Here is a 23614-nt window from a genome sequence, read left to right as displayed (position 1 = left end):
GACATGGGAACTGCAAAAACTAGGAAAGGCCAGAAAGAGTGGTCTTTTCGGGGGCCCACTGACGCGCCATTGGAACCGTTATTCCAAGGTGATCTATGGCGCGTGCTGCAATTTGATCGATGATGGCGGCGACCGATTCAGGTTGCAGGTAAAATGCGGGAACGGGCGGGAATATCGTTGCTCCCAGCTCCACCGCTGTGGTCATGTTACGTAGATGGGTCAAAATCAGAGGTGCCTCGCGTGCCAACAAAACCAAGCGCCGCCGTTCTTTGAGCTGCACTCCGGCCGCGCGGGTCAGCAGATTGTCGTCCAATCCGTTCGCTATCGCCGCCAGTGTTCGCATGGAACATGGTGCGACGATCATGCCCGATACCGGAACCGACCCCGAAGCGATGCTAGCACCAACATCGTTTATGTCATGGACTCGTGTTGCAATCTTGCAGGCTTCTTCAAATGCCGCCTGCCCGCATTCTAGCTCAATCGTGCGTTCCGCAGCCGCACTGATCACCAGGTCGGTTTCGGCGCCAAGTATTGCCAATTGTCGGACGACCGACAGACCCAGTGCGGCGCCTGACGCCCCGGAAATCCCAAGAACAACGCGCCTGGGCATCATGGAATGAGCCCCGGTAGAGCACGTCTCACGAAATCGGCTGCAAAGGCCGCATCTTCCGGATCGGTTCTCATAACTTCTCCCCACTCACGGGTGGTTTCACTATCAATTTTCTTCGTCGCATCGATGCCCATTTTTCCGGCCAAACCGGCTTTGGGCGAGGCAAAATCGAGATAGTCCATGGGCGTCCCATCAATGATCATCACGTCCCGTGCGGGGTCCATCCGTGTGGCCAATGCCCAGGCAATATCGTCCCAGTTTGACGGATCGATGTCCGAGTCAACGACAACAATTATCTTGGTATAGCTGAATTGTGGCAGCATTCCCCATAGCGACATCAAAACCCGACGTGCCTGTCCGGGATAACGCTTATCTATACTCACCACCGCCATGCGATAGGAGCAGGCAGCAGGTGGCAACCAAAGGTCACGGATTTCCGGGATTTGCGCGCGGATCGTTGGCAAGGCAAGTGTATTGAAAACCTCTCCGATAATCGCAGGTTCGTCTGGTGGTCTCCCTGTATAGGTGGACAAATACAGAGGCTCTTTTCGGCTGGTCATTCCCGTCACCCGCATTACCGGGAATGGTTCGGCAGCGTTGTAGTATCCGGTATGATCCCCGAAGGGTCCTTCTGGCGCCGTTTCCGCGGGCGAAATCCAACCTTCCAACACGATTTCCGCCTCGGCCGGAACCATCAGAGGAACAGTTTTTGCGGGTGCAAAGCGAGGTCGAACTCCACCAAGCACACCGGAAAAACTCAGTTCCGAGACCGTCTCTGGTAACGGCAGCGCCGCTGAAAGCAAAAGTGCCGGGCAGGCCCCTAGGGCAATGGCAACAGGCATTGGTTCATCTTGAAGCACCCATGTCCGATGGTGCGCCGCGCCACCCCTGTGGGGCAACCAGCGCATGATCAGACGGTTCTCTTCCAATACCTGAACCCTGTAGATTCCCGCGTTGTAACGTGAGATGTCTTCAGGTTTGGTGCCGAATGGACGAGTCAACACAACTGGCCAGGTAATCAGCGGGCCAGCATCACCCGGCCAATGAGTCTGCACAGGAATGACGTTCAAATCGACTTCGTCACCCTCCCGAACAATGCCCTGAACGGGTGCAGACGATAGGAATTTCGGTCTGGTTGACAGCGCAGCATTGAGCATCGGCCAACGCGAGAGCGCGTCACGTGCGCCGGAGGGTGGCGAAGGAGAGCGCAACGCCGCAAGAAATTCTCCCAGCTTGGGCAGGTTAACCTCTAGCATGCCAAGCCCCGCAGCGACCCGTTCAGTCGTGCCAAACAGATTGGTTACAACAGGCATCCCTCCAAGACTACTGTCGGAGCATTCCGGGTGATTGAACTGCAACACCGGGCCGCCTTGCTCTAAAACAACGCGATGCACCGCCGTCATCCGATGGCGGATAGGAACCGGCTCTGACACCGTTTGAAACTGCCCGGCCTCAGCGCACCAGCCGAGAAAGGATCGCAGGTCAGGAAATGGGGGCAGGTCGCGTATGGCGGAACTCCTTTGCGGATGATCGCGAGCTATCAGAGGAATTCACAAGCTGAATTGACATCAGTCAAATTACGCGAGGCACAATCAAACTAGGACAGGTGCAGACACGGCAGGAAAGGACCACTCATTGCCTCAGCCCTCCCCGATCATCCCACGGTTTCCACCGGCATTGGGACGGGCGCTAAGGGTCATACCCCTTGGCCCGCTATCGCTGTCCCTGACCAGCTATACCCGCGCCTTGGCAAAGCGTCACCCGGGCATGTTCCGGCGTTTGGGCGAACACGTTTCGTCGCGGTTTGTCCTGGACCCCACTGATCTGCCTATCTGTATTCTGATGGAACCAAATGGCGGCAAACCGCGAGTGCGTGTCTTGCGCAATAGGTGCAATGGCGACGCTCGAATTTCAGGGCCACTTGCAGCACTTCTAGGCCTTGTCCATGGCGCATACGACGGTGACGCGCTGTTTTTTTCCAGAGACTTGACGATCGAAGGCGACACGGCAGCCGCATTGGCTTTGCGCAATGCGATAGATGAAGAAGAACTGGATCTAGCACAGGAATGCGCGCGTTTTTCAGGGCCATTTTCAACTCCACTTCTGCGTCTGATTGCACTGACCGAACGTAGGACGGGTTTGTTTCTCTCGCGACCCGAGGAGAATTTATCGTGGTAATGGAAATCGTATGCCCCGCAGGAACACCGGCCGCGTTGCGTGCAGCCGTTAAGGCCGGAGCACACACCGTTTATTGCGGCTTTGCAGATGAAACCAACGCCCGGAATTTCCCCGGCCTGAATTTCAGTCGAGAAGAAATGCGTGAAGGCGTGTCCTTTGCACATGCGCATGGAGCAAAAGTTCTGGTCGCAATCAACACTTATCCGCGTGCAGGGGCGGAAAGCACCTGGCACCGCGCTGTGTCAGACGCCGGAACGGCAGGTGCCGATGCCGTGATCCTGGCCGATCCAGGCCTGTTGGACTACGCGGCCGCTAATTTTCCTCAATTGCGCCGTCACCTCTCGGTTCAGGCGGCCGCTGCCAACGCCGACATAATCAACTTCTATGCCAGTGAGTTCGGAGTGAGACGGGTTGTTCTACCGCGCGTCCTTTCCGTACCCGAAATTGCCGCGATAAATTCAGAAATTGACGTCGAAACCGAAGTATTCGTCTTTGGCGGGCTCTGCGTGATGGCCGAAGGCCGGTGCTCCTTGTCTTCTTACGCGACCGGAAAATCGCCCAACATGAACGGGGTTTGTTCACCAGCCAGCCATGTTGAGTACATCGAAGAGAACGGCGTTTTGGATGCACGTCTTGGAGGTTTTACCATCCACCGGGCAGGCAGGGGTGAACCGGCCCCTTACCCGACATTGTGCAAAGGGTGCTTCAGCGCAGGCGAAAAAAAAGGCCATCTTTTCGAAGACCCGGTCAGCTTGAATGCCGAACAACTAATTCCCCAGTTGAAAAAGGCGGGCGTCACGGCCCTAAAAATCGAGGGTCGCCAACGCTCTCGCTCATACGTGGCCCAAGTCGTTCGAAACTTCCGCGCTGCCGTCGACGCGCTCGAACAAGGCAGGCCGCTGCCTGTCGGCATGTTGGCAAGCCTGTCAGAAGGCCAGGCCATGACTACTGGCGCCTATAAAAAAACATGGAGGTGACGCCATGGAACTCACGGTTGGTCCAAATCAGTTCTTTTGGCCCACAGAGGACTGGACCAAATTCTATTCTGATCTTGCAACGGCACCTGTGGACAGGGTCGTTCTGGGTGAACTCGTGTGCTCTAAACGGTTGCCATTCTACCAAGACCAGATCCCGGCAGCGATGACCACGTTAGCAGAAGCGGGGAAACAGGTGGTACTCACCAGCCTTGCGCTTGTGACATTAAAACGTGAACGGAAATTGACTGCCGAGCTAGCCGAATTGGGCGCGGCTGTCGAGGTCAATGACCTGACTGCGCTGGCTTACCTGCCGAAAGGCGTCGACTTTCATGTCGGTCCTTTGATCAATGTTTATAACGAGGGTACGCTGTCATGGCTCGCCAAGCGCGGTGCAACCCGCATCTGCCTGCCGCCTGAACTGCCTCTGAACTCGGTGCGGCGCTTGACGGACAAGGCTCAGGAACTCGGTGTTGCGATCGAAATCTGGGGGCATGGGCGCATACCCTTGGCCATGTCTGGTCGATGCTATCATGCGCGCTTGCATGGGCGGATTAAAGACAATTGCCAATATGCCTGCGAAGATGACCCCGATGGCCTGCAGGTTCGAACATTGGACGATCAACCGTTTCTGGCTATGAACGGAGTGCAGACCCTGTCCGAGACATATGCCTGTGCTGCCAACCAGATTGGGCTATTGGCAGACTGCGCGGTCTCTGCGCTGCGCCTATCTCCACAATCGAAGGGTTTCACCAATTTGTGCAAGGGGTATCGTCGTTTGCTGGAAGGTGAGACATCGGCCGTGGGCCTTACGGAGGAGATTTCGGCGCAAAACCCTGGTATCAGATTTAGCGACGGTTTCCTTACAGGCGATACCGGTTTGAGTTGGTCCGGTGCCGATATTAACGCGGTATGAATTCTCACTACGGCGGTTCGGATACTCTATTTGCTCAGGTTTTAGCCGCCCCTTACCGACCGCTGTTTCTCGCGGCCATACTCGCAGCGCTCCTGTCGGTAATGTGGTGGCCGCTTGGCCCCTTGATTGGCATTCCCGCGCCGGTCTTTCCATCCCCTTCGCTTTGGCACGCTCACGAACTAATCTTTGGATTTGCAGGAGCCGCCACAGGTGGATATTTGCTCACCGCCTTGCCCTCGTGGACCGGCGCCGATCCGATTTGCGGGTGGCGTCTGAAATTACTGGTTGGTCTTTGGGTATTTGCACGATTCACAATGGCAACAGCAGATTGGCTGCCATCATTGTTCGTTGTCATCGCGAATTCAGGGTATTTTCTTGTACTGGCAGGCCTACTTTTCCAAGGCATTGTGACCGCGAAGGCCTACCGAAGATCTTTCTACTGCATCGCGGTGCTTGCCATGTCCGGATTGGACGGCGCCCTTTTAGCTGGCGCCTCATGGGGTAATTTCGCGACCAGCTCGTCGGTACTGCATGTTATGATTTTGTTGTTTGCGTTGATGATCCTGAACATCGGCAGTACAGCAATACCCGCCTTTACCCGAAACTGGCTGATGTCGCGATCGTGCGAATGTGTCACCGAGTTCGAAGGCACCCGAAACAGATACGCCAGCATTGCCTTCCTGCTAATCGCATTCGCATTCTTCCTAGTCGAGCGAGAGCGTGCTGAGGGCGTTGCTCTTATGGTTGCCTCACTCTTGATCCTGGTGTCCATGCGTAAGTGGCAAACCCACAGAGTCCTCGGGAACCCGCTCCTAGTCGCCTTGCATGGGTCTTTTTTGTTTCTTCCACTTGGCTTGGCAGTGATGGGTTCTATTAAAGCATTCGAATGGCCTTTGGACAAAACCACCGCGCTGCACATTTTGACGATGGGCGCGATGGCGGGACTTATCATGGCCATTTCGGGCCGAGCTTCGTCCCATATCGGAGACGGCAATCTGAAGGCCAGCCGAGTATTTATTGCCGCAGTCGCCCTGATTTGGCTTGCCACCATTACAAGAGCCTCTGTGCTGGTCTTGCCATCTTCCAGTAACTTTCTCTTTTGGGCTGCGTGTTTCTGGTGCCTAGGTTGGATGTTGTTTCTTTTTGACTTCCGACACGCGTTGAAAGGCCCACCACCTCGGCCAGTCCTGAGTGGAAAACGTTTGAAAACTCTGCCCGAAATGGGCGGTTCGGTTTGATGCACTAGAACCTGACAATCTCATTGACGGTCCGATCCGTTGGGCACGGCAACTGCGCACCTTTCGGCGGTGTTTCGCAGGCAGGAAGCGAAAACCATGCTTCTTGTTCTTGCTCTACGTATTTTGGATTTCATGTTCTAGTTCGAGAAAGGGCGCCAAAACTGGTGCAACCAGATACTTGCCAAAGGACCTGACCAACTACGCGATCAGGTCCTCTAGTCTGTCCATATAGAAACCGGTTACCGACCCGTTTTCCAGGCACTTTTACCAACTTCACAAATTATGAAAGCTATTCGAACGCACCAAACAACCGGCTTCTGTCCTGCCGTGTTGCTGTCCGTTCAACCACAGTGTTGTTGTTGGCGTCTTTCAACTCATACTGCCCATTCTCGATTTCTTCTTTCCACCCATCCACATAGTTGACTTCAATATTCCGTCCGCTGATCTCGAAACTGGCTACCGTGCCGCCACCTTTTGCTCGGCTGGCAGCTCCTCTGGGCGCCGTCGCCTGTGTACTGCGGGCATTCGCCAAATTCTCAAAATCCTGGGGCGTCGCAGGGCGTTCTTCGACCGTGCGACCAAGCGCGTTCTTCCGTTCGAACCGGCCATTTTCGATTTCGATCTTCGATCCATCCGCAAAAGTCACTTCGCGCCCATGATGATTCGGGTCATCGTCCAATCCTCGGCCCTTCCTTCCGCGACGTCCATCGTCGTCATCATCATCTCGCGAGCTTCGGCTGTCGCGATCATCATCGTCACTGTTTCCAGGCCCACTGTTATCATCGCCGCCGCTGCCAGATCCGCTATTCCCGCCGTCACTGTCGTCGCCGCCGCCGCCAGATCCGCTATTCCCGCCGTCACTGTCGTCGCCGCCGCCGCCAGATCCACTATTCCCGCCGTCACTATCGTCACCGCCGCCGCCAGGCCCGCTATTCCCGCCGTCACTGTCGTCGCCGCCGCTGCCAGATCCACTGCTTCCTCCGTCACTATCCCCTCCACCACCGGGGCCACTGTTTCCGCCGCTCTCACCATCCTTCGCCCATGCTACTGGCACGGATAAGGTTACAAACCCGCGCTCGTTAGTGGTTATGGTCAATGGAATTGCTGCCAGTGTTGCTGATAGGGCTGTGGTCAAAGCCAATTTCGTCGCCTGTTTCATCCGTCTTTCTCCTTCTGCCAGTGCGAAAACCGACGGGTATAGCCGTCTCTCTGGCAATTTGAACATGTATTGAATTCTAGGAAATCAGACTTTTGTCCCGTGTTATCCTCGAATTGGTCTGCTTCGGACCATTTCTGCCTCGATCTCCGACTCTGGTCCTGACCGAAGAACAACCTTCTCAGACCTTGGTCGGTTTGGCTGAGAACTGGATTGTCGCAGGCTCATATTGACCGGACCGGTGCGACAGGCCATGAACCCCGACTTGCATGCGCGCTCCTACTGGAGGTCCCTGATACCGGACCGGTCGCAGAAGTTGCTATGGCAATTTCAAAAAACGCTCTATTGTTTAACAGGTCAAACGACCGGAGAGGCGGACGACACATGAAAAAGACCTTTTTAACTATCACGATAGCGACTTTGTTAAGTACCGGGATTGCACAAGCCCAAGATTATTCGTCGGCCATAAATGCGAGGCAAGGCCAGATGCGAATGCAGGCATTGAACATCAGCATTCTCGGTGCGATGGCCAAAGGCGAGTTGGAATATGATGCTGGTTTGGCGCAAGCAGCAGCAGACAATCTTGTCGCGATTTCAAATATAAACCAGTTGACCAATTGGCCTGAGGGCTCGGAAGCCGGAGCCAATGAGGGCACAAGAGCCAAGCCTGAGATCTGGAGCAATTCCGCAGGGTTCCAGGAAAAGTGGGCTGCGTTTGCCCCTGCCGCAGTGCAGATGCAAGCTGCAGCTGGACAAGGTGCAGCCGAGATTGGTGCAGCGATCGGAGCCGTCGGAGGCACGTGTAAAGGTTGCCACGACGATTTCCGTGAACCTCAGAACTAGCTCTATATGCGCCGGGGTGTCCTAGCGCTGTCTTTGGCGGCCGTTTTGGCCGCCATTGTTTTCTTTTTGCTCACGGCGCCTGAGCGCCTCTCTTCTGAGGCATTTTCCGAAAAAGAAGGTGATGCAGTGGCCGGGAAAACAGTGTTCCTCGCGGCGGGCTGTTCGTCATGTCATCAATCGCCAGGCGCGGAGGATTCGTTGACATTGTCCGGAGGACAACGGTTTCCTTCTGATTTTGGCACATTCCTGGCACCAAATATCTCCATGCACCCATCCGCTGGAATTGGTGATTGGTCCCTGGCGGATTTCGCAACCGCTCTGAGATATGGGGTTTCACCGGACGGGCAGCACTACTATCCTGCGTTCCCCTATACCTCGTACACACGCATGACGGATCAACAGATTGCCGATCTCTGGGCCTACATGCGGACACTCCCCGAAGCTGATGACGCAAGCCTACCGCACGAAATCACGTTTCCATTTTCGGTTCGCAGAGGGTTGGGGCTATGGAAACGGCTCAAATTTTCCGCCGACTGGGTTATGCCCGAGGTCACCACAGCAGAAGTTGAACGTGGTCGCATGCTGGTTGAAGCACTGGGACATTGCGGCGAATGCCATACACCTCGGGATGCGTTGGGCGGCCTGAAAAAAAACGTTTGGTTGGGTGGCGCCCCCAATCCGACCGGCGAAGGGCGTATCCCTGCCCTGACGCCGGACAAGTTGACGTGGAGCGCTGCGGACATCGCATACTACCTCGAAACCGGGTTTACTCCGGACTTTGACAGTGCCGGAGGGCACATGGTTGCAGTTATAAAGAACACCTCGCAACTCACCCCCGAAGATCGCGCCGCAATCGCCGCTTATCTTAAATCGCTGAAGTGAAACTCAGTCGCCTGGGTGAGATTCCTGCTTCAGAGATCTAGGCCGGCTTCTTTTTCCCGTGATCGGTGCAACCGTCTCTTTCCCTCCTTCAAGGCACTGGCTAAGAAGTTCCTCTAATTTGATTCAAGGAGACAGGTTTGGACCGGATCGCCCGCACAATTGCCACCGAAATCAGCGCCCGCCCTGAACAGGTGAGCGCAGCGGTCAAGTTGCTGGACGAAGGAGCCACCGTGCCATTCGTCGCCCGTTACCGCAAGGAGGTGACAGGTGGGCTGGACGATACTCAACTGCGGATTCTGTCGGACCGGCTGTCGTATCTAAGAGAACTGGAAGCACGACGTGAAACGATCCTGAACTCGATAAATGATCAGGGGAAACTCACGGACGATCTGAAGAAATCCATCGCACAAGCCGACACCAAGGCACAGCTTGAAGATATATATCTGCCCTACAAGCCTAAACGCCGCACCAAGGCCATGATTGCTAGAGAAAACGGGCTCGAACCTCTGGCCGATGCCATCTTGTCTGACCGCAGCGCCGACCCGGAAAAGCTGGCGGAAGGCTATGTAACCGAAGCAGTGCCAACGTCCAGGGACGCATTGAATGGTGCCCGGGACATCGTCGCCGAACGACTAACCGAAAATGCAAATCTTCTGGGAAAATTGCGCAGCTTCATGCAGAAAGAAGCATTTCTGACGTCAAAAGTGATCGACGGCAAGGAACAGGAAGGAGCGAAATTTTCCGACTATTTCGATCATACTGAGTTATGGGCAAATGTGCCGTCTCACCGGGCGCTAGCGATGCTGCGAGCATCGAAAGAAGGCATCGTAACTCTGGATATTGCGCCCGAGCCAGAAAGCGGCACTGCACGCGCCGAGGCGATGGTGGCAGCTCATTTGGAAACACGGGACGATGGCCCCGGTGACCAATGGTTGCGCAAAGTTTCCGGTTGGAGTTGGCGGGTGAAACTTTCGTTGTCGATGATGGTCGAACTCATGGCAGATCTGCGAACTCGCGCACAGGAAGAAGCCATTCAGGTTTTTGCGCGCAACCTCAAGGATCTACTGTTCGCAGCCCCGGCGGGCGCACGTCCGACACTCGGCCTTGATCCAGGGATCAGAACCGGCGTCAAGGCCGCAGTCGTCGATGCGACCGGTAAACTTATCGCCACAGAGACGCTCTATCCGTTCCAGCCCAAGAACGATTTGCGTGGGGCGCAAACCACAATCTTCAAGCTGATTACCGAACATAAGATCGAACTCATCGCTATTGGCAATGGAACTGCCAGTCGCGAAACAGAACGAATGGTCGCAGACACGTTGAAACTACTGCCGAATTCGGTAAAAGGTCCAACTAAAGTTGTGGTGTCCGAGGCCGGTGCCTCCGTCTATTCTGCTTCGGCACTTGCGGCACGAGAGTTTCCGGATCTTGATGTCAGCTTGCGCGGCGCCGTTTCAATCGCTCGCCGACTGCAAGACCCATTGGCCGAACTGGTCAAAATTGAACCAAAGTCAATCGGTGTCGGTCAATACCAGCACGACGTGGATCAGCATCGTTTGGGTCAATCACTGGAAGCCGTGATTGAAGACGTCGTGAACGCCGTGGGCGTCGACCTGAACATGGCGTCTGCACAATTGCTCTCACACGTGTCCGGTTTGGGCCCTGGGCTGGCCGAGGCGATCGTTGCACATCGGGACCTTAATGGTGCTTTCAGAACACGCAAAGAACTGTTGAAAGTCGCCCGCCTTGGCCCGCGTGCATTCGAACAATGTGCCGGTTTCCTTCGCATCCCGGATGGAGACGAACCGCTCGACGCATCCGCCGTGCATCCCGAAGCCTATGCTGTTGCCCGCCGCATCGTTAAGGCGTGCGGCCGAGACATTCGGCAGATTATGGGCAGTGGCGGAGCATTCACGACTTTACGCGCCGAGCAATTCGTCGATGACACCTTTGGCTTGCCAACAGTGCGAGACATCTTGTCAGAACTGGAAAAACCCGGTCGCGACCCACGCCCGAGTTTTGTTACTGCCTCCTTCGCCGACGGTGTTGAAGAAATCACCGATCTCAAACCTGGTATGGTTCTAGAAGGTACTGTAACGAACGTCGCGGCGTTCGGTGCGTTTGTTGACATAGGCGTTCACCAAGACGGGCTGGTTCACGTCAGCCAGTTGGCCGATCGGTTTGTCAAAGACCCGCACGAGGTGGTAAAAACGGGCCAAGTTGTAAAGGTGCGTGTGGTTCAGGTAGATGTTTCTCGAAAGCGCATCGGTCTAACCATGCGGAAGGATGGCGGGGCTGTTGCTGAGAGAGATCGGTCGGCACGCGGGCCGGCATCGAACAAAGGCAGCTCAGCAACAAACCATCAGCGCAGGAGTGCCCCCGAAGAGATCGGCAGCACTGGTGCACTTGGCGCTGCACTGAGGGACGCTTTCAAGAAAGACTAATAGGCTAGAAGCCCATTGATCAGTAGGCTAGCTGGAGATCATGCTCTAATGGTCAGAATCAGACATCGCGAACCCTGTCGCACGCCCCTCGGCGAAGGTCGGAGGTAAGAATGATACCGCGAGGTTAGGCTTGTGTCCGCGCGGTGACTACAAACTGCGGAGACACTGCCAAATAGGTCCCGTCCACGGCGGCACCTTCCAAATCTTTCAAGAGTGTCGCGACACGCTGTGCTGACATCCCGCCCTCGATCGCATATTCGCCGATCGTACGGATCATGCCAAGCAACCGGCCGGTCGTGTCGGCTGCAGTAACGACTTGGACCTTGATATCGGAGAAGCCCGCACGTCGTGCCAGAGCATGAAGCCGACGTCCGATGACGGGCTGTTCCCAGGCCCAAGCCGCCGCTTCGATGAGATCGTTCCATTCTCTCATTTCAAGAGGTTCGACGGCCATAAGACGCCGGTCACCCTCGATCATATGAAGCCTCCCATCCGGACGCAGCACACGCCGAAACTCAACCAAATTCGCCTCTGGCTTGGGTACATGAATAAGCGTGTTTCGCACGATGACTCGATCGACGCTTGCCGTCGGCAAGGGCACATCTTCATCGGTCAATAGGTGCGTGGTTATGCGATCGGCAATTCCTGCCTGTTCTGCCTTTGATCGAGCACTCGCGAGAAAATCTTCATTTACGTCGGCAGCATGAACATGACCGTCAGGGGCAACTCGGTCGACAAATTCGATTGCTTGATGTCCCGGGCCGCAGCCAAAATCCAGAATATCAAGCCCAGGGGCGAGACACGCGCCATCATAGTAATGGGCGGTCTCTTCGCTCCACCGGAACATCGCTTCGAAGCGCTGCAAACGCTCGTCCGGAATGTCGATCCATTGACTATCTAGTTCTGACATAAGTCACCAAAGCCAACATCCCCTCTTGCGGCCATTTGACCTTAGCACATTTGGCCGCCTTGGGCTCCAAGCCGTCATCTGACGACTTCTGTCAGACTTCGATCGACCTATCGGCCCGAAGCCAAGGTCTGGAACCCACGGTTTCGCGCGGCGATGATCCGGTCGGGGTCGGCCGTCCAGCGGAAAGGCTTGGCCTCGGTCGTGTTGTGTTCTGCGATGAAGCGGTTGATGGCGGCCTGCAAATCGACGAGTGAGTGGAACACGCCGCGTTGCAGGCGGCACCGGGTCAATTTGGCGAAGAAACCTTCGACCGCGTTCAGCCAGGAGCAGCTTGTGGGCAGGAAGTGGAAGGTCCAGCGCGGATGCCTCTCCAGCCAGGTGCGGACCTTGGCGTGCTTGTGCGCGGCGTAGTTGTTCAGGATCACGTGGACCTCCCTGCCTGAGGGCACGCGGTGCTCAATGTCATTCAGGAAGCGAATGAACTCCTGATGGCGATGACGCTGCATGTTCCGACCAATCACGGTTCCGTCGAGCACGTTCAGCGCTGCAAATAGTGTGGTGGTTCCGTTGCGCTTGTAGTCGTGCGTCATCGTGCCGGCCCGCCCCTTCTTCATCGGCAAGCCCGGTTGTGTGCGATCCAGCGCCTGGATTTGTGACTTCTCATCGACCGAAAGCACCACCGCGTGCGCCTGCGGGTCGACATACAGCCCCACCACGTCGATCAGCTTGTCTACGAAGTTCGGATCCTTCGAGAGTTTGAACGCGCGCCAGCGATGCGGGCTGAGGCCATGCGCCTTGCAGATGCCACGTACCGTCAAAGGCGCCACCCCGGCAACTTTGGCTATCACCCTGAGCGTCCAGTGCGTGGCCTCATGCGGCGGCTTCTGGGTCAGCCGCACGACCTCAGCGACCTTATCTGCCGGCGTTGGCGGGGTTCCCGGTGGCCGTGTCTTGTCGCGCAGGAGACCTTCGACGCCTTCCTCCACGAAGCGCTCCTGCCAGCGCCAGACGCAGGTCTTGGACTTGCCTGTCTCCGACATGATCGCCGCTGTGCCGTGCCCGTTGTCGCTCAGAAGAATGATCCGGGCCCGCCAGACATGCTTCTGGGGGCTGTTGCCATTCGAAACGATCGCATCCAATCGGTGACGGTCGGTCGACGAGAGGCTGAAACTGACACCGGTGCGCATGTTTGTAGACACGCACAACCCCAAGGCAGAGGGAATCCCAAAACGGACTCGTCCGTCTTGCTCAAACCACTAGAATATCATTTCAAATAGCTCTTGTACGGCCTCGCTTTTCGTTTCCGGTATTTGACGGTCAAGTGGAGTGGGGCTTCATTCTCATCGTAGATTCCGACCATCACACCGCGTCCTCGGCTTTTTGTTCTCATGTCGATCAGTTGCTCGTGTGTTCTTGTGGTCCTTTGTGACGGGCGGCGCGTCCATTCGAACAAACGGTCATACATCGCACTAATGATGTCCCCGTGGGCTTCGGACTTTCCCAGATCCACGAGTTCATTTGGATCGTTCTCGAGGTCGAATAGAATGGGCGGATGACCGCCTTCACAGTGGATCAGCTTCCATTTTTCCGTTGCAACCATGAACATCACGGCATCGCGAACATCCGCCTGCAAAATGTCGGCGACTGGTGAAGCAGAGTAGTCATACTCGCAAATGACGTAGTCGCGTTTTGTGTCGCCTCTCATACTCCTTAGAATTGGCAGCAGGCTTTCGCCTTCAAGGATGTGATCCGCAATATGCCCACCGGCAACTTCAACGAACGTTGGGACGAGATCGATAGATTCCACCAGCGCATCGCAAACCGATCCACGAGTATCATCCGCCTCGTCGGACGGATCGAAGATGATCAATGGAACCTTGGTCGATGCATCATGGAAGAAAGTCTTTTCCCCCATCCAGTGGTCCCCAAGGAAATCGCCGTGATCCGAAGTCAGAACGATCACCGTGTCTTTCATCCGTCCCGTTTCTTCCATCCAGTCGAACAGCCGACCCATCTGGTCATCCGCTTGTTTGATCAGGCCCATGTAAGCCGGGATTACCGCATCTCGCACCTCCTTGCGCGAAAAAGCCTCTCCCACCTTGGTATCCATGAACGCCTTCAGCACTGGGTGCGCATTTTGTCGTTCGGAATCCGAACGGTTTACGGGTAATACATGCTCTGGACCATACATTGACGCATAAGGTTCGGGTACGACATAGGGCCAATGCGGTTTGATATAGCTGAGGTGAAGGCCCCACGGGCCCTCGTTACCTTGCATGAACTCCATACCTCGTGTCGTTAGGTAGGGCGTTTCGCTGTGTTTCTCTTCAATGTTCGCCGGGTTCTGGGAATGTTTCAGGAACCAGCCTGACAAAACGTTTCCGTTTTCATCCAGTCCTGAGTTGGCAAAGTCATGCCATGGGTTGTCGCTCTCGTAACCGAGGGCGCGAAGGTACTTATTGTAGTTCTCGGCACCATTCGCATCATAGTAACCGTCGGGCCCTTCGGGAAGCATGCCGTCGTCACGTTCGAACACGTCAAATCCGCACTCCGCCACTCTGGCACCGATCAGGCTATCAGGCTCCAAGCCAAGCCGAGCCATCCCCTCGGCATCTGCTCTCATATGCGTTTTCCCGACCAACCAGCATTCCATTCCGGCTTCCCGCAGGTGGTCGCCCATTGTCACTTCACCGACTTTCAGGGGAATGCCGTTCCACGAGGCCCCATGGGAATGCACATAGCGTCCGGTATACGTAGACATGCGTGAACTGCCGCAGATCGGGGATTGGATATACGCTCGGGTGAATCGAACGCCCATCGAGGCCAGACGATCAATGTTCGGCGTCTGCAAATGCGGATGGCCATAACAGCTCAGATAGTCCCAGCGCAGCTGGTCGAACATAATAAAAAGAATGTTCTTCGGCCTGACCATGATCTCCATCCGAATTGATTTACTTCACATGCTAACTGAATTGTAAATCAACGTTTGGCGATTGGCTATAACGACCCTTACGAAAATGCTGTTGCGCCCAGCGTACCGCATGCAGACTCGATGCGTCAGACGGAAGCTTCACTCTCCATCTCTTCCAACTTTTTACGTGCACGCGGGCATTGCAGTTTGTCCCTCAGCGGACTGTCCGGATCGATGTCCTTTTGGCATACGACACATTTGTCCGCCCCCGATATTGCATTAAGGCCGCCGCAGCTGCCCTTGATCGTCTTACCCATCAGCATGACACCCAAAGACATGCCCACGACGATGATCAACAACAAAGAGAATGCCAATACGAATGTGCTCATCTTAGTTCTTACCCCGGTCAGTTTCGGCCCAGCACTTCCTTGAATGCACTGCTTTGCACCGTGATATAGGCTTCATCGTCGCCTGTCACATCCCGAGCAATAAAAAAGACGGCAAGATCGAATTTTTCGGCCACTTTCATACCGTCATCCAATCCCAAGGCCAACATCGCAGTTGCCCAAGCATCCGCCATCATCGCGTTTTCGGATACAACCGTCACTGAAGTGGTGTGGTGCGTAATCGGACGACCGGTTGTCGGGTCGATAATATGCGAATATCGAACCCCATCCTGCTCGAAAAAATTCCGATAGTCGCCCGATGTTGCTAGTCCCAAGTCACTAACAGGCACGACCAGTTGCACTGCCTGCGCGCCGGGCTCCGGTTTTTCAATACCGATTTGCCACGGCTTTCCCTTGTCATTCTCACCCCTTGCCACAAGGTCACCGCCGATCTCGACCATGTAATCGTGGACATCGGCGGCATCCAAAGTAGCAGCCACTGCATCGATACCAAAACCTTTGGCAATAGCCGACAAATTGATGCCCACACTGCCGTCTGTCTTGGCAAGCATTAATGTTGACTCGTCCAAATGGAGAAGCGACCCTTGCCCAACGTGTTCAAGCGCAGCCAAAATGGCTTGGTCGCTTGGAACCGGATCATCGGGCTTGCGAGGGCCAAACCCCCAGAGTTCAATTAACGGCCCAAGAGTTACATCAAACTTACCACCGCTTTGTTCGTGCACTTCATTGGCCGCCGCCATCACTCGGGCAAATTCGGCGGAGACTTTGACAGGAGCAGTACTGTTGGATGTCGAAAAAGTTGAGACCTCAGAATTTGGATCCCAGTTCGACATCTTTGCATTAACCGCTGCAAGGGTTTGTTTGATCGACTGAGACAACGTTTCCGAGTCCAGATTGTCGCCGATGGCAATAATGTTGTAAGTGGTTCCCATGGTCTCGCCCGACAGGCGAACCACCTCGGACTCCTTGTCGAACAGGCAGCCGGCAGTCAGACACAGAAAGACCAAAGCGAACCAGTGGCGCATAAACTTACTCCAGAGACAAATGCACTCGGCATATGACAGCGCATATTTGCGGAGTCAAACAACACTCAGTGGTCGAAAGGAAGGAATCCCAGCGCTATCAAACCTAGCGCTGCTGGTACTCCATATAGCCAAGCGCGAATCTGCCAGCCCGGCGTTTGCTCCTTCCATGCTTGGCGAAAGCGGTGACCGCAGACAACGACCAAGAAAACAATCAAAACACCACTTAGCGAAGTAAGGTGAAGATTTTGCAGCATTCAGATTTCCCTTGATTCACAGTACTCTGACATTTTGTGACGCATTTGCCCACTATACAGATCGCCCACCAGCGGTAAGGTGGACACAAGAATTCGAACCGGTACAGGAGGAGACCAGCCAATGGCCCCAAGCTCTTACCAAGCGCCCAAGCGTGGCGACAAGGCCGAGACCACCACCTACAGCCAAACCGTTGAATCTAATTTGTCACACTCATTGACGACCGTAGCCAAGCTCTTGGAAGGAAAGGGAGGCGATGTGTTTTCCGTCCGCCCGGGAGAGACTATTCATGAAGTCGTAAAACTCCTGAAGGAAAAACGTATCGGCGCCTTGGTCGTCACGGATCAGAATGGCGCGCTGCAGGGTATCCTTTCTGAACGGGATATCGTGCGACGCATGGCCGAGACGCCTGGACAGACCTTGCCTCAGTCCGTTTCTGATCTGATGACCACGAAAGTTCAAAGCTGCGCACCAGAGGATTTTCTAATGGACGTCTTGAAGCGTATGACCGAGGGGCGCTTCCGACATATGCCAGTATTGAAGGACGGAAACTTGTGCGGGATGATAACAATTGGAGATGTGGTTCAGTTTCGCCTCAATGAGTTGGAATATGAGGCACTGAAAATGAAACAGATGATCGTGGGTTGAAAACCATCGGCACGTCCGCAGTTGGGTTGGCTCCAAACATAATACTAGCATAACCAAACCCGCCCCGGTGTGTTGCAGGCGATAAGTCGCTGAGTATCAAAAAGTTTGGCGATTTTCCGCAATACAAGAACTAGGGAGTGTTGAAGACACAAATCGAAGATGTATTTAGCTCCTTCGAGAAAGCTCCTAAAACTCTTTGCAGAATGTGGGGACCGAATGACCGGACACATGGGCTGAAGCTGATAAGCGGCTGAAAATTCAGTCAATGTTCGGAAACAATTAAACCCGGGAATCAAGCATCGCGAACGCGTTTTGTGAGCCCATTAAAGTCTGATCTTAAATATGACACGTCTAAGCCAAATGCCTCAGGCACGCCACGAACTTCAAGCGGCGCGAAACAATGGCCTTCGATACATCGGCGTGGCCTTCCTGTTCAGCATCTTTGTAAATATTCTGATGCTCACAGGCCCGTTATTTATGCTTCAGGTTTATGACCGCGTTCTAGGATCGCGATCTGAAGAAACGCTGACTGCGCTGTTCTTGCTGGTGGCTCTGCTATATGGCCTGATGGCCCTACTTGACTATGCCCGCGGCCGCATCGTCGCGCGATTTGGAGCGCGGCTGCAAACTGAACTGGATGAAAGAGTCTTCGAAGCGACACTCAGACAATCGATTCACCCGCGTGCCCGATCTACCCCTGCGACGGCCCTGCGTGATCTTGAATCTATTCAAACACTGTGCAGTTCTCCCGTACTTTTGGCCGTGTTGGACATACCATGGACGCCATTGTTTCTTGCCGCGATTTTCATCTTTCATCCTTGGCTTGGCTGGCTTGCAATTGTGGGAGGAGGCATACTGATAGTTGTCGCATTGCTCAATCAGGCTTTGACGCGCAAGCGCGTAGCGGACGCCCAAAAAGCGTCAGCCTTGGCCAACGCTTTCTCGGAAAGCGCCCGACAGGCATCCGAAGTTGTGCGCTCCCAGGGTATGCAACGCGACGTGACAGCACGTTGGATGCGGCAGAGGTCCGACGCGCTGGGGCAAACAATTGCCGCTAGCGACTGGACCGGCAGCTTTACATCTCTAACCAAATCAGTTCGGCTATTCCTGCAATCGGCCATGCTAGCACTTGGTGCCTACCTGGTTTTGCAAAACGAAATGACCGCAGGCGCGATGATTGCCGGCTCTATCCTATTGGGTCGCGCGCTCGCGCCGATAGAACAGTCGATCGGCCAATGGGGGCTCATTGAACGCGCCAGAACCTCGTGGACATCGTTGAGCAGATTTCTTGACTCAATCCCTCCAGAAGACAAGCGAACCAAGTTACCAATCCCTAAAGCGCACCTGTCGGTGCAATCCGTGACAGTCATTCCTCCGGGTGCCTCGACGCCAACCTTGCGCAATGTCAGCATGACTGTGGAGCCGGGCGAAGCCATCGGCGTTATCGGCAAAAGCGGATCTGGCAAGACCACATTGGCGAAGGCTTTGCTGGGACTTTGGCCCGCTGCGGCGGGGGAAATTCGATTGGGTGGAGCCACGCTGGACCAGTACGATGTCAGTGATCTGGGCAAGCATATCGGCTACCTGCCGCAACAAGTTACTTTGTTCAATGGAACTGTTGCCGAAAACATTGCCCGCATGTCCCTGAACCCTGATTCCGAGGCAGTTATTGCCGCGGCCAAGAAGGCCAAGGCCCATGAGCTAATCCTGAGCCTGCAAAAGGGATATGACACGTTTCTCGAAGGTAACGACAGCCAATTGTCCGGTGGTCAAAAGCAACGGATTGCGATGGCACGCGCTTTGTATGGCGATCCGGTTCTGCTGATCCTAGACGAACCGAATTCGGCTTTGGATGCGGAAGGAACCGAAGCACTCAATGCCGCAGTGCGAGAGTTCAAGTCTGTCGGCAAAGCCGTCATGATCATGACTCATCGCCCTCAAGCCATATCTGAATGCGATCGTTTAGCCGTGGTGGAAAAAGGCCAGATTGTGCGGATAGGCAACCGTGATGAGGTGCTGAGCGCAATGGTTCAAAATGCTGGTGTGATCAAAAGACAATTCGGAAAGGCGGGCGAGTAATGGCCGATATATCTGCTTCGTCCAATAAACCTGCATGGCGTATTGCCTTTCCTGCAGCCGTAGGGTTCTTCGCGCTGGCCATTTTGGTTGGCGGCATCGGTGTCTGGAGCACGCAAACGGAACTTGCTGGTGCTATCGTCTCTCCGGGGATTGTCGAGGTTCAAACAAATCGTCAGGTGGTTCAGCATCCGGATGGTGGTGTCGTGGGCGAAATCTTTGTTCGCGACGGTGACAGGGTAAATGCGGGCGATATGTTGATCCGGTTCGACGACACATTCCTGTCGTCGGAACTTACTATCGTCCAGGGGCAACTGTTTGAACTTCTCGCACGCAAGGCTCGCCTTGAGGCGGAACGCGATGGTGAGGACACCGAAGGACTGAACACCAAACTCCAGCAATTGACCGAAGACGAGCATGCGACGAAGGAACTTGTAGACGGTCAGCGCCGCTTGTTCATTGCCCGAGCAGAAACAATGGAGAAACAGTCGGAACAACTTCGGGAGCAGAAAACGCAGATCGAAAGCGAAATCAAAGGCACGCAGGCGCAACTGGTCGCTTTGAGAGAGCAAGTTGCCCTGATCGAGGACGAGTTGGAAGATCAGGAAAGCCTTCTGACAAGGGGCCTTACACAGACCAGCCGCGTTTCGGCATTGAAGCGCGAAAGCGCAAACCTGAACGGTGAAATCGGGCAGCTCGAAGCGACCGTAGCCCGGCTTAAAGGCCAGATCGCCTCGACTGAGATCGAGATCGTCCGCCTTGGCGCAACCCGAAGGGAAGAAGCCATAACAACTTTGCGCGACCTGCAATTCCGCGAGATTGAACTGGCCGAACGGCGTCTTTCACTGCGTGAACAGTTGTCGCGCATGGATATTCGGGCACCTGTCTCAGGTGTCGTTTATGGAAGCACGATCTTTGCGCTGCAATCGGTGGTCCAACCCGCCGAACCTATGATGTATGTGGTTCCGCAGGACACCCCACTGAAAGTAACGGCGCGGGTGGATGCCATTAATGTTGACCAACTCCATGTTGGGCAGGCGGCTACACTGAGGTTTACAGCTTTCAACCAAAGGCAGACACCAGAAATCGACGGCCATGTCGCTACCATTTCGGCTGATGTGTTTACGGACGAAAAAACCGGGTATAGTTTTTATCGGGCCGAACTCTATCTGGATGAGGGGCAGTTGGACCGTCTCCAGGGCCAAGTTCTGCTTCCGGGCATGCCCGTTGAGACTTTGATCAAGACGGACGAGCGAACGCCGCTTTCCTATTTGACCAAACCGCTCACAGACTACTTCGTGAAGGCATTCCGCGAGTAAATTGGAGACGGCAGGTTATTAACCGGCATGGTTCTTCTAGGGTCGTTCATTGCGCCCGCAATTCTTTGGAAACGGTCCCGTCCCTGATCCATTCATCAAAAAGAGACAGCACTGCGTCACTGAACTCACTATCATTAATATGCGCGTCCACCTCGGTCATTGGCGTCTGTCCAGGAATAATCTTTCGGGCTTCGTCAACCAATGCGGCAAGCCCTTCTGGATCGTGCGCCTCGTGCCCTTCCCGGTCCCATTCTTCGACTCCACCTAGGGGCAAGAAGAAGTGTGTTGCCCCTTTGGCGGCTGCCATTCGTTTTGCCATCTCACGTATCCACATGCGGCGTTCTTCAGCTGTGAAGACAGAGCTTTTGATCAATCGATTGTGTTCGTGAAAGGGGCGGCCGGCATATTGCGGCGGGATATCCTGCCAGCCAGCAAAATCCACCAAGTCTAGGGCTCCAGGCGCCACCATCTGAGGTGTCCCGACCTTTCCTGCATTTGTAAGCCGGTCTTCACCACTGGAAACGAGCGACCCGGCCATCAAGTTGCCGAATTCCTGCATAGAAAAATCCATGACGCAATTGAACGCTCCCTCACCGGCCAGCTTTTCAAAAGCCATGCCGCCCATTCCCGTCGAATGAAACACCGCCACGTCAAACCCTCGTTCTTCAAGTGCAGGTTTCAGTGTTTTCATGTATTTCAAACAGGATGATCCCAGCGAGGTCATACCGACCATGGGTCGATCTGAAGAGGGCGGCTGAACAGCTTTTGTGGCTCCTACGATGGCTCCGGCAGCCTGGGAAAGGGATGACCGGCATACCGAATTCAACCCATAGAGGCCGCCTGCCCAAAGGATCATCTGGATGTCAGGCGCCAAACGATCAGGGGGGACTAAGGCAGAAAAGCTGACGGTTGAGGCGATGTATTTTGGCACTCCCATGGGCAGGACTTGAGCACAATCGAGCGCGAGGTCCGTGCCCATCGTGCCGCCGATTGCCAACATTCCGTCAAACCGCCCTTCTGCATGTTCTTTCGCAACCAACGACGCAGCCCCCCGTGACATGACACGAAAGGCTTTGTTCTCGTCTCCTAACGCAATGACGTCATCAATGGTCATGCCGCCAGCGGCGGAAACATCGTGCTTGCTGATATCCGTCGGGCCGGAAGGAACACCCAATACGCTCACATCCATACTCAGAACATTGGCTCCTTGTCCCTTGATGCATTGTTCGATGAACCTCATTTCGGGTTCCTTGGTGTCGTAAGTGCCAATTACCAGGATGGTTCTTTTTGACATTCGTTTCCTCCTAGCGATCGATACCGCCGCAACCAAATTATCTTAAAGCTGAATCCAGGCGGATTTCAGATCCAAATACTTGTCCATCGCATGCAGTGATTTGTCGTGCCCGTTGCCTGATTGCTTGACCCCTCCCAACGGGACCGTCATATCGGAACCGCCATATGTATTGACGTGGATGACACCGGACCGCACCGCGTCAACCATCCGATGCGCACGGCTTATATTCGAGGTCCATATCCCGGCGGACAGCCCATAATCGGTGCTGTTGGCCAGCCCAATTGCCTCAGCCTCGTCCTTGAACGTCGTAACCGCCAAAACTGGGCCAAAAACCTCTTTTCGAAACAGGTTATCGGTTGGTTTGACCCCACTCATGATCGTGGGCGACATATAGTAACCTCCGGTTTCCTCCAGTATCCGCTCGCCACCCGTAACGCAGCGAGCGCCCTCGTCTTGGGCCGTCTGAACAAAATCCAGATTGGACGAAAGCTCAGCGAGAGAATGTACGGCACCTATCTGGATTTTCAGATCGAGGGGGTCGCCAACGCGGAAAGCGCCCGCATGGCGCGCCATTTCGGCCACGAAATCGTCAGCTATGTCGTCTTGTACCAGCAGCCGGGATGCAGCCACACAAACCTGACCTGAGTTCCGAAAAATACCTGCTGCTGATATTGCCGCTGCCTGAGCCAGGTCTGGCACGTCGTTGAACACTATATTTGGAGACTTTCCGCCAAGCTCAAGATAACAGCGCTTTAGATTGGACTCCGCCGAATACTTCATTAAGCACCGTCCTGTGGCACCCGATCCGGTAAAAACAAGAATATCCACGTCCATGCTCAAGGCCAAGGCCTCTCCGACGACCGATCCTTTTCCGGTCACCACGTTGAACACGCCATCAGGCAACCCTGCTTCAGAAGCCAGCTCAGCTATTTTGAGTAGGGTAAGCGAGGCACTTTCAGCAGGTTTCAGAACAATAGAATTGCCGGCGGCCAAAGCGGGCGCGATTTTCCAACTGCCAATCATCAAGGGAAAATTCCACGGCACAATTGCCCCCACTACACCAACTGGAGTGTGGTGAACCAAGCCCAGTACATCATTGGGCGTTGGAGCGATCTGACCGTAGATCTTGTCGATGGCCTCGCCATAGTACCGGAACGTAGCCGCGGCTGACAAAGCTTCCGCCCTGTAGGCCATATTGATCTCGGTTCCATTGTCACGAACGCCCAGCACGGCCAATTCCAAGGCTCGCTCCTCGATCAGATCTCCCAGCCGCATCAAGATCTTCTTACGGGTAGCAGGCGCCACGCGAGACCAGCGACCATCCTCGAACGCCGCCCGAGCCGACTTCACTGCCTTGGCCATGTCATCCGGAACACCTTTGGCGATCCGCGTCAGGAATTGACCGTTGATAGGGGAGATGACTTCCAGGTGCTCTCCCGATACCGAAGAAACAGACTTGCCATCGATGAAATGGCCCTGATCGGGAATATTCTGGCGTCGGATGCGATCTATAGCTGCCTGGTCAAGCATT

Annotated in this window: 21 protein-coding genes; 10 read left to right on the top strand and 11 right to left on the bottom strand. The window is 54.8% G+C overall.

Annotation, left to right across the window (positions count from 1 at the left end; genetic code table 11):
* Positions 1 to 19: 19 nt before the first annotated feature.
* Together AC2FMY_RS07325 and AC2FMY_RS07320 are read right to left on the bottom strand one after the other, a co-directional pair.
* Positions 20 to 613 carry a UbiX family flavin prenyltransferase gene (locus AC2FMY_RS07325; RefSeq protein ID WP_480750762.1) on the bottom strand — a complete coding sequence of 198 codons (594 nt, stop codon included), beginning with the start codon at positions 611 to 613 and terminating at the stop codon, positions 20 to 22.
* Positions 610 to 2118 carry a UbiD family decarboxylase gene (locus tag AC2FMY_RS07320; RefSeq protein ID WP_496746514.1) on the bottom strand — a complete coding sequence of 503 codons (1509 nt, stop codon included), beginning with the start codon at positions 2116 to 2118 and terminating at the stop codon, positions 610 to 612. Before AC2FMY_RS07320 ends, AC2FMY_RS07325 begins: the two co-directional genes overlap by 4 nt.
* A gap of 127 nt (positions 2119 to 2245) precedes the next feature.
* On the opposite strand from AC2FMY_RS07320, the gene ubiT reads away from it, so the two are divergent.
* The 4 genes from ubiT to AC2FMY_RS07300 are packed head-to-tail and all read left to right on the top strand — an operon-like array spanning position 2246 to position 5916.
* A complete protein-coding gene (ubiT, locus tag AC2FMY_RS07315; protein ID WP_496746474.1) occupies positions 2246 to 2788 on the top strand; it encodes a ubiquinone anaerobic biosynthesis accessory factor UbiT in 543 nt (180 codons plus the stop codon).
* Positions 2788 to 3765: a ubiquinone anaerobic biosynthesis protein UbiU gene (gene ubiU / locus AC2FMY_RS07310; protein WP_496746516.1), complete on the top strand. Its 978-nt coding sequence runs from the start codon at positions 2788 to 2790 to the stop codon at positions 3763 to 3765. The genes ubiT and ubiU overlap by 1 nt, the downstream gene beginning before the upstream one ends.
* 4 nt (positions 3766 to 3769) lie before the next feature.
* Positions 3770 to 4678: a ubiquinone anaerobic biosynthesis protein UbiV gene (gene ubiV / locus AC2FMY_RS07305; RefSeq protein WP_480750763.1), complete on the top strand. Its 909-nt coding sequence runs from the start codon at positions 3770 to 3772 to the stop codon at positions 4676 to 4678.
* Positions 4675 to 5916 carry an NnrS family protein gene (locus AC2FMY_RS07300; RefSeq protein ID WP_496746476.1) on the top strand — a complete coding sequence of 414 codons (1242 nt, stop codon included), beginning with the start codon at positions 4675 to 4677 and terminating at the stop codon, positions 5914 to 5916. The genes ubiV and AC2FMY_RS07300 overlap by 4 nt, the downstream gene beginning before the upstream one ends.
* A 289-nt stretch (positions 5917 to 6205) precedes the next feature.
* Here the strand turns inward: AC2FMY_RS07300 and AC2FMY_RS07295 are convergent, their stop codons facing one another.
* Together AC2FMY_RS07295 and AC2FMY_RS07290 are read right to left on the bottom strand one after the other, a co-directional pair.
* Positions 6206 to 6595 (bottom strand): hypothetical protein, encoded by a 390-nt coding sequence (locus AC2FMY_RS07295; RefSeq protein WP_496807179.1) that lies wholly within the window; start codon positions 6593 to 6595, stop codon positions 6206 to 6208.
* On the bottom strand, positions 6559 to 6903 hold the full coding sequence (locus tag AC2FMY_RS07290) for a hypothetical protein (protein ID WP_496746478.1): 345 nt from the start codon (positions 6901 to 6903) through the stop codon (positions 6559 to 6561). Before AC2FMY_RS07290 ends, AC2FMY_RS07295 begins: the two co-directional genes overlap by 37 nt.
* 553 nt (positions 6904 to 7456) lie before the next feature.
* Here AC2FMY_RS07290 and AC2FMY_RS07285 point away from each other — a divergent pair.
* The 3 genes from AC2FMY_RS07285 to AC2FMY_RS07275 all read left to right on the top strand — a co-directional run bounded on the left by AC2FMY_RS07285 (position 7457) and on the right by AC2FMY_RS07275 (position 11241).
* Positions 7457 to 7915: a c-type cytochrome gene (locus AC2FMY_RS07285; RefSeq protein WP_496746480.1), complete on the top strand. Its 459-nt coding sequence runs from the start codon at positions 7457 to 7459 to the stop codon at positions 7913 to 7915.
* 6 nt (positions 7916 to 7921) lie between these two features.
* Positions 7922 to 8797, top strand: a complete 876-nt coding sequence (locus tag AC2FMY_RS07280; protein ID WP_496746482.1) for a c-type cytochrome — start codon at positions 7922 to 7924, stop codon at positions 8795 to 8797.
* A gap of 137 nt (positions 8798 to 8934) precedes the next feature.
* Positions 8935 to 11241: a Tex family protein gene (locus AC2FMY_RS07275; protein ID WP_496807178.1), complete on the top strand. Its 2307-nt coding sequence runs from the start codon at positions 8935 to 8937 to the stop codon at positions 11239 to 11241.
* A 124-nt stretch (positions 11242 to 11365) separates the two neighbouring features.
* On the opposite strand, the gene AC2FMY_RS07270 is transcribed toward AC2FMY_RS07275, so the two are convergent.
* The 5 genes from AC2FMY_RS07270 to AC2FMY_RS07250 form a co-directional block, all read right to left on the bottom strand.
* Positions 11366 to 12106 (bottom strand): methyltransferase domain-containing protein, encoded by a 741-nt coding sequence (locus AC2FMY_RS07270; protein WP_496746486.1) that lies wholly within the window; start codon positions 12104 to 12106, stop codon positions 11366 to 11368.
* A 152-nt stretch (positions 12107 to 12258) separates the two neighbouring features.
* Positions 12259 to 13338, bottom strand: a complete 1080-nt coding sequence (locus AC2FMY_RS07265) for an IS630 family transposase (RefSeq protein WP_496746518.1) — start codon at positions 13336 to 13338, stop codon at positions 12259 to 12261.
* Positions 13339 to 13415: 77 nt separating this feature from the next.
* Positions 13416 to 15083: a sulfatase-like hydrolase/transferase gene (locus AC2FMY_RS07260; RefSeq protein ID WP_496746520.1), complete on the bottom strand. Its 1668-nt coding sequence runs from the start codon at positions 15081 to 15083 to the stop codon at positions 13416 to 13418.
* Between the two features lie 125 nt (positions 15084 to 15208).
* Complete coding sequence (gene nqrM, locus AC2FMY_RS07255; RefSeq protein WP_480750773.1) at positions 15209 to 15451, bottom strand: (Na+)-NQR maturation NqrM; 243 nt, start codon at positions 15449 to 15451, stop codon at positions 15209 to 15211.
* A gap of 17 nt (positions 15452 to 15468) precedes the next feature.
* The gene (locus tag AC2FMY_RS07250; protein WP_496746488.1) at positions 15469 to 16494 is read right to left on the bottom strand and encodes an FAD:protein FMN transferase; all 1026 of its coding nucleotides are present in this window, start codon (positions 16492 to 16494) and stop codon (positions 15469 to 15471) included.
* Between the two features lie 375 nt (positions 16495 to 16869).
* Between AC2FMY_RS07250 and AC2FMY_RS07245 the strand changes: the two genes are divergently transcribed.
* From AC2FMY_RS07245 to AC2FMY_RS07235, 3 genes are all read left to right on the top strand, one after another.
* Entirely contained in the window at positions 16870 to 17394 is a 525-nt protein-coding gene (locus AC2FMY_RS07245) for a CBS domain-containing protein (RefSeq protein WP_480750775.1), read from the top strand.
* 360 nt (positions 17395 to 17754) lie between these two features.
* Positions 17755 to 19473 (top strand): type I secretion system permease/ATPase, encoded by a 1719-nt coding sequence (locus tag AC2FMY_RS07240; protein ID WP_496807177.1) that lies wholly within the window; start codon positions 17755 to 17757, stop codon positions 19471 to 19473.
* Positions 19473 to 20789, top strand: a complete 1317-nt coding sequence (locus tag AC2FMY_RS07235; protein ID WP_496746492.1) for an HlyD family type I secretion periplasmic adaptor subunit — start codon at positions 19473 to 19475, stop codon at positions 20787 to 20789. Before AC2FMY_RS07240 ends, AC2FMY_RS07235 begins: the two co-directional genes overlap by 1 nt.
* Before the next feature lie 46 nt (positions 20790 to 20835).
* Here the strand turns inward: AC2FMY_RS07235 and AC2FMY_RS07230 are convergent, their stop codons facing one another.
* Together AC2FMY_RS07230 and AC2FMY_RS07225 are read right to left on the bottom strand one after the other, a co-directional pair.
* Positions 20836 to 22083, bottom strand: coding sequence for a Tm-1-like ATP-binding domain-containing protein (locus tag AC2FMY_RS07230; RefSeq protein ID WP_496746494.1), 1248 nt, complete (start codon positions 22081 to 22083; stop codon positions 20836 to 20838).
* A gap of 42 nt (positions 22084 to 22125) precedes the next feature.
* Complete coding sequence (locus tag AC2FMY_RS07225) at positions 22126 to 23613, bottom strand: aldehyde dehydrogenase (protein WP_496807176.1); 1488 nt, start codon at positions 23611 to 23613, stop codon at positions 22126 to 22128.
* Position 23614 lies beyond the last annotated feature (1 nt).

This window comes from Ruegeria sp. YKSE079, assembly GCF_059612845.1.
This window is presented reverse-complemented; position numbering and strand designations above follow the sequence as displayed.

What these genes read in the sequence shown, in the direction of transcription:
- AC2FMY_RS07325 (WP_480750762.1), bottom strand. Translation starts at nt 613, where the DNA reads ATGATGCCCAGGCGCGTTGTTCTTGGGATTTCCGGGGCGTCAGGCGCC.
- ubiU (WP_496746516.1), top strand. Translation starts at nt 2,788, where the DNA reads ATGGAAATCGTATGCCCCGCAGGAACACCGGCCGCGTTGCGTGCAGCC.
- ubiV (WP_480750763.1), top strand. Translation starts at nt 3,770, where the DNA reads ATGGAACTCACGGTTGGTCCAAATCAGTTCTTTTGGCCCACAGAGGAC.
- AC2FMY_RS07300 (WP_496746476.1), top strand. Translation starts at nt 4,675, where the DNA reads ATGAATTCTCACTACGGCGGTTCGGATACTCTATTTGCTCAGGTTTTA.
- AC2FMY_RS07285 (WP_496746480.1), top strand. Translation starts at nt 7,457, where the DNA reads ATGAAAAAGACCTTTTTAACTATCACGATAGCGACTTTGTTAAGTACC.
- AC2FMY_RS07280 (WP_496746482.1), top strand. Translation starts at nt 7,922, where the DNA reads ATGCGCCGGGGTGTCCTAGCGCTGTCTTTGGCGGCCGTTTTGGCCGCC.
- AC2FMY_RS07265 (WP_496746518.1), bottom strand. Translation starts at nt 13,338, where the DNA reads ATGCGCACCGGTGTCAGTTTCAGCCTCTCGTCGACCGACCGTCACCGA.
- AC2FMY_RS07260 (WP_496746520.1), bottom strand. Translation starts at nt 15,083, where the DNA reads ATGGTCAGGCCGAAGAACATTCTTTTTATTATGTTCGACCAGCTGCGC.
- nqrM (WP_480750773.1), bottom strand. Translation starts at nt 15,451, where the DNA reads ATGAGCACATTCGTATTGGCATTCTCTTTGTTGTTGATCATCGTCGTG.
- AC2FMY_RS07250 (WP_496746488.1), bottom strand. Translation starts at nt 16,494, where the DNA reads ATGCGCCACTGGTTCGCTTTGGTCTTTCTGTGTCTGACTGCCGGCTGC.
- AC2FMY_RS07245 (WP_480750775.1), top strand. Translation starts at nt 16,870, where the DNA reads ATGGCCCCAAGCTCTTACCAAGCGCCCAAGCGTGGCGACAAGGCCGAG.
- AC2FMY_RS07240 (WP_496807177.1), top strand. Translation starts at nt 17,755, where the DNA reads ATGCCTCAGGCACGCCACGAACTTCAAGCGGCGCGAAACAATGGCCTT.
- AC2FMY_RS07235 (WP_496746492.1), top strand. Translation starts at nt 19,473, where the DNA reads ATGGCCGATATATCTGCTTCGTCCAATAAACCTGCATGGCGTATTGCC.
- AC2FMY_RS07230 (WP_496746494.1), bottom strand. Translation starts at nt 22,083, where the DNA reads ATGTCAAAAAGAACCATCCTGGTAATTGGCACTTACGACACCAAGGAA.
- AC2FMY_RS07225 (WP_496807176.1), bottom strand. Translation starts at nt 23,613, where the DNA reads ATGCTTGACCAGGCAGCTATAGATCGCATCCGACGCCAGAATATTCCC.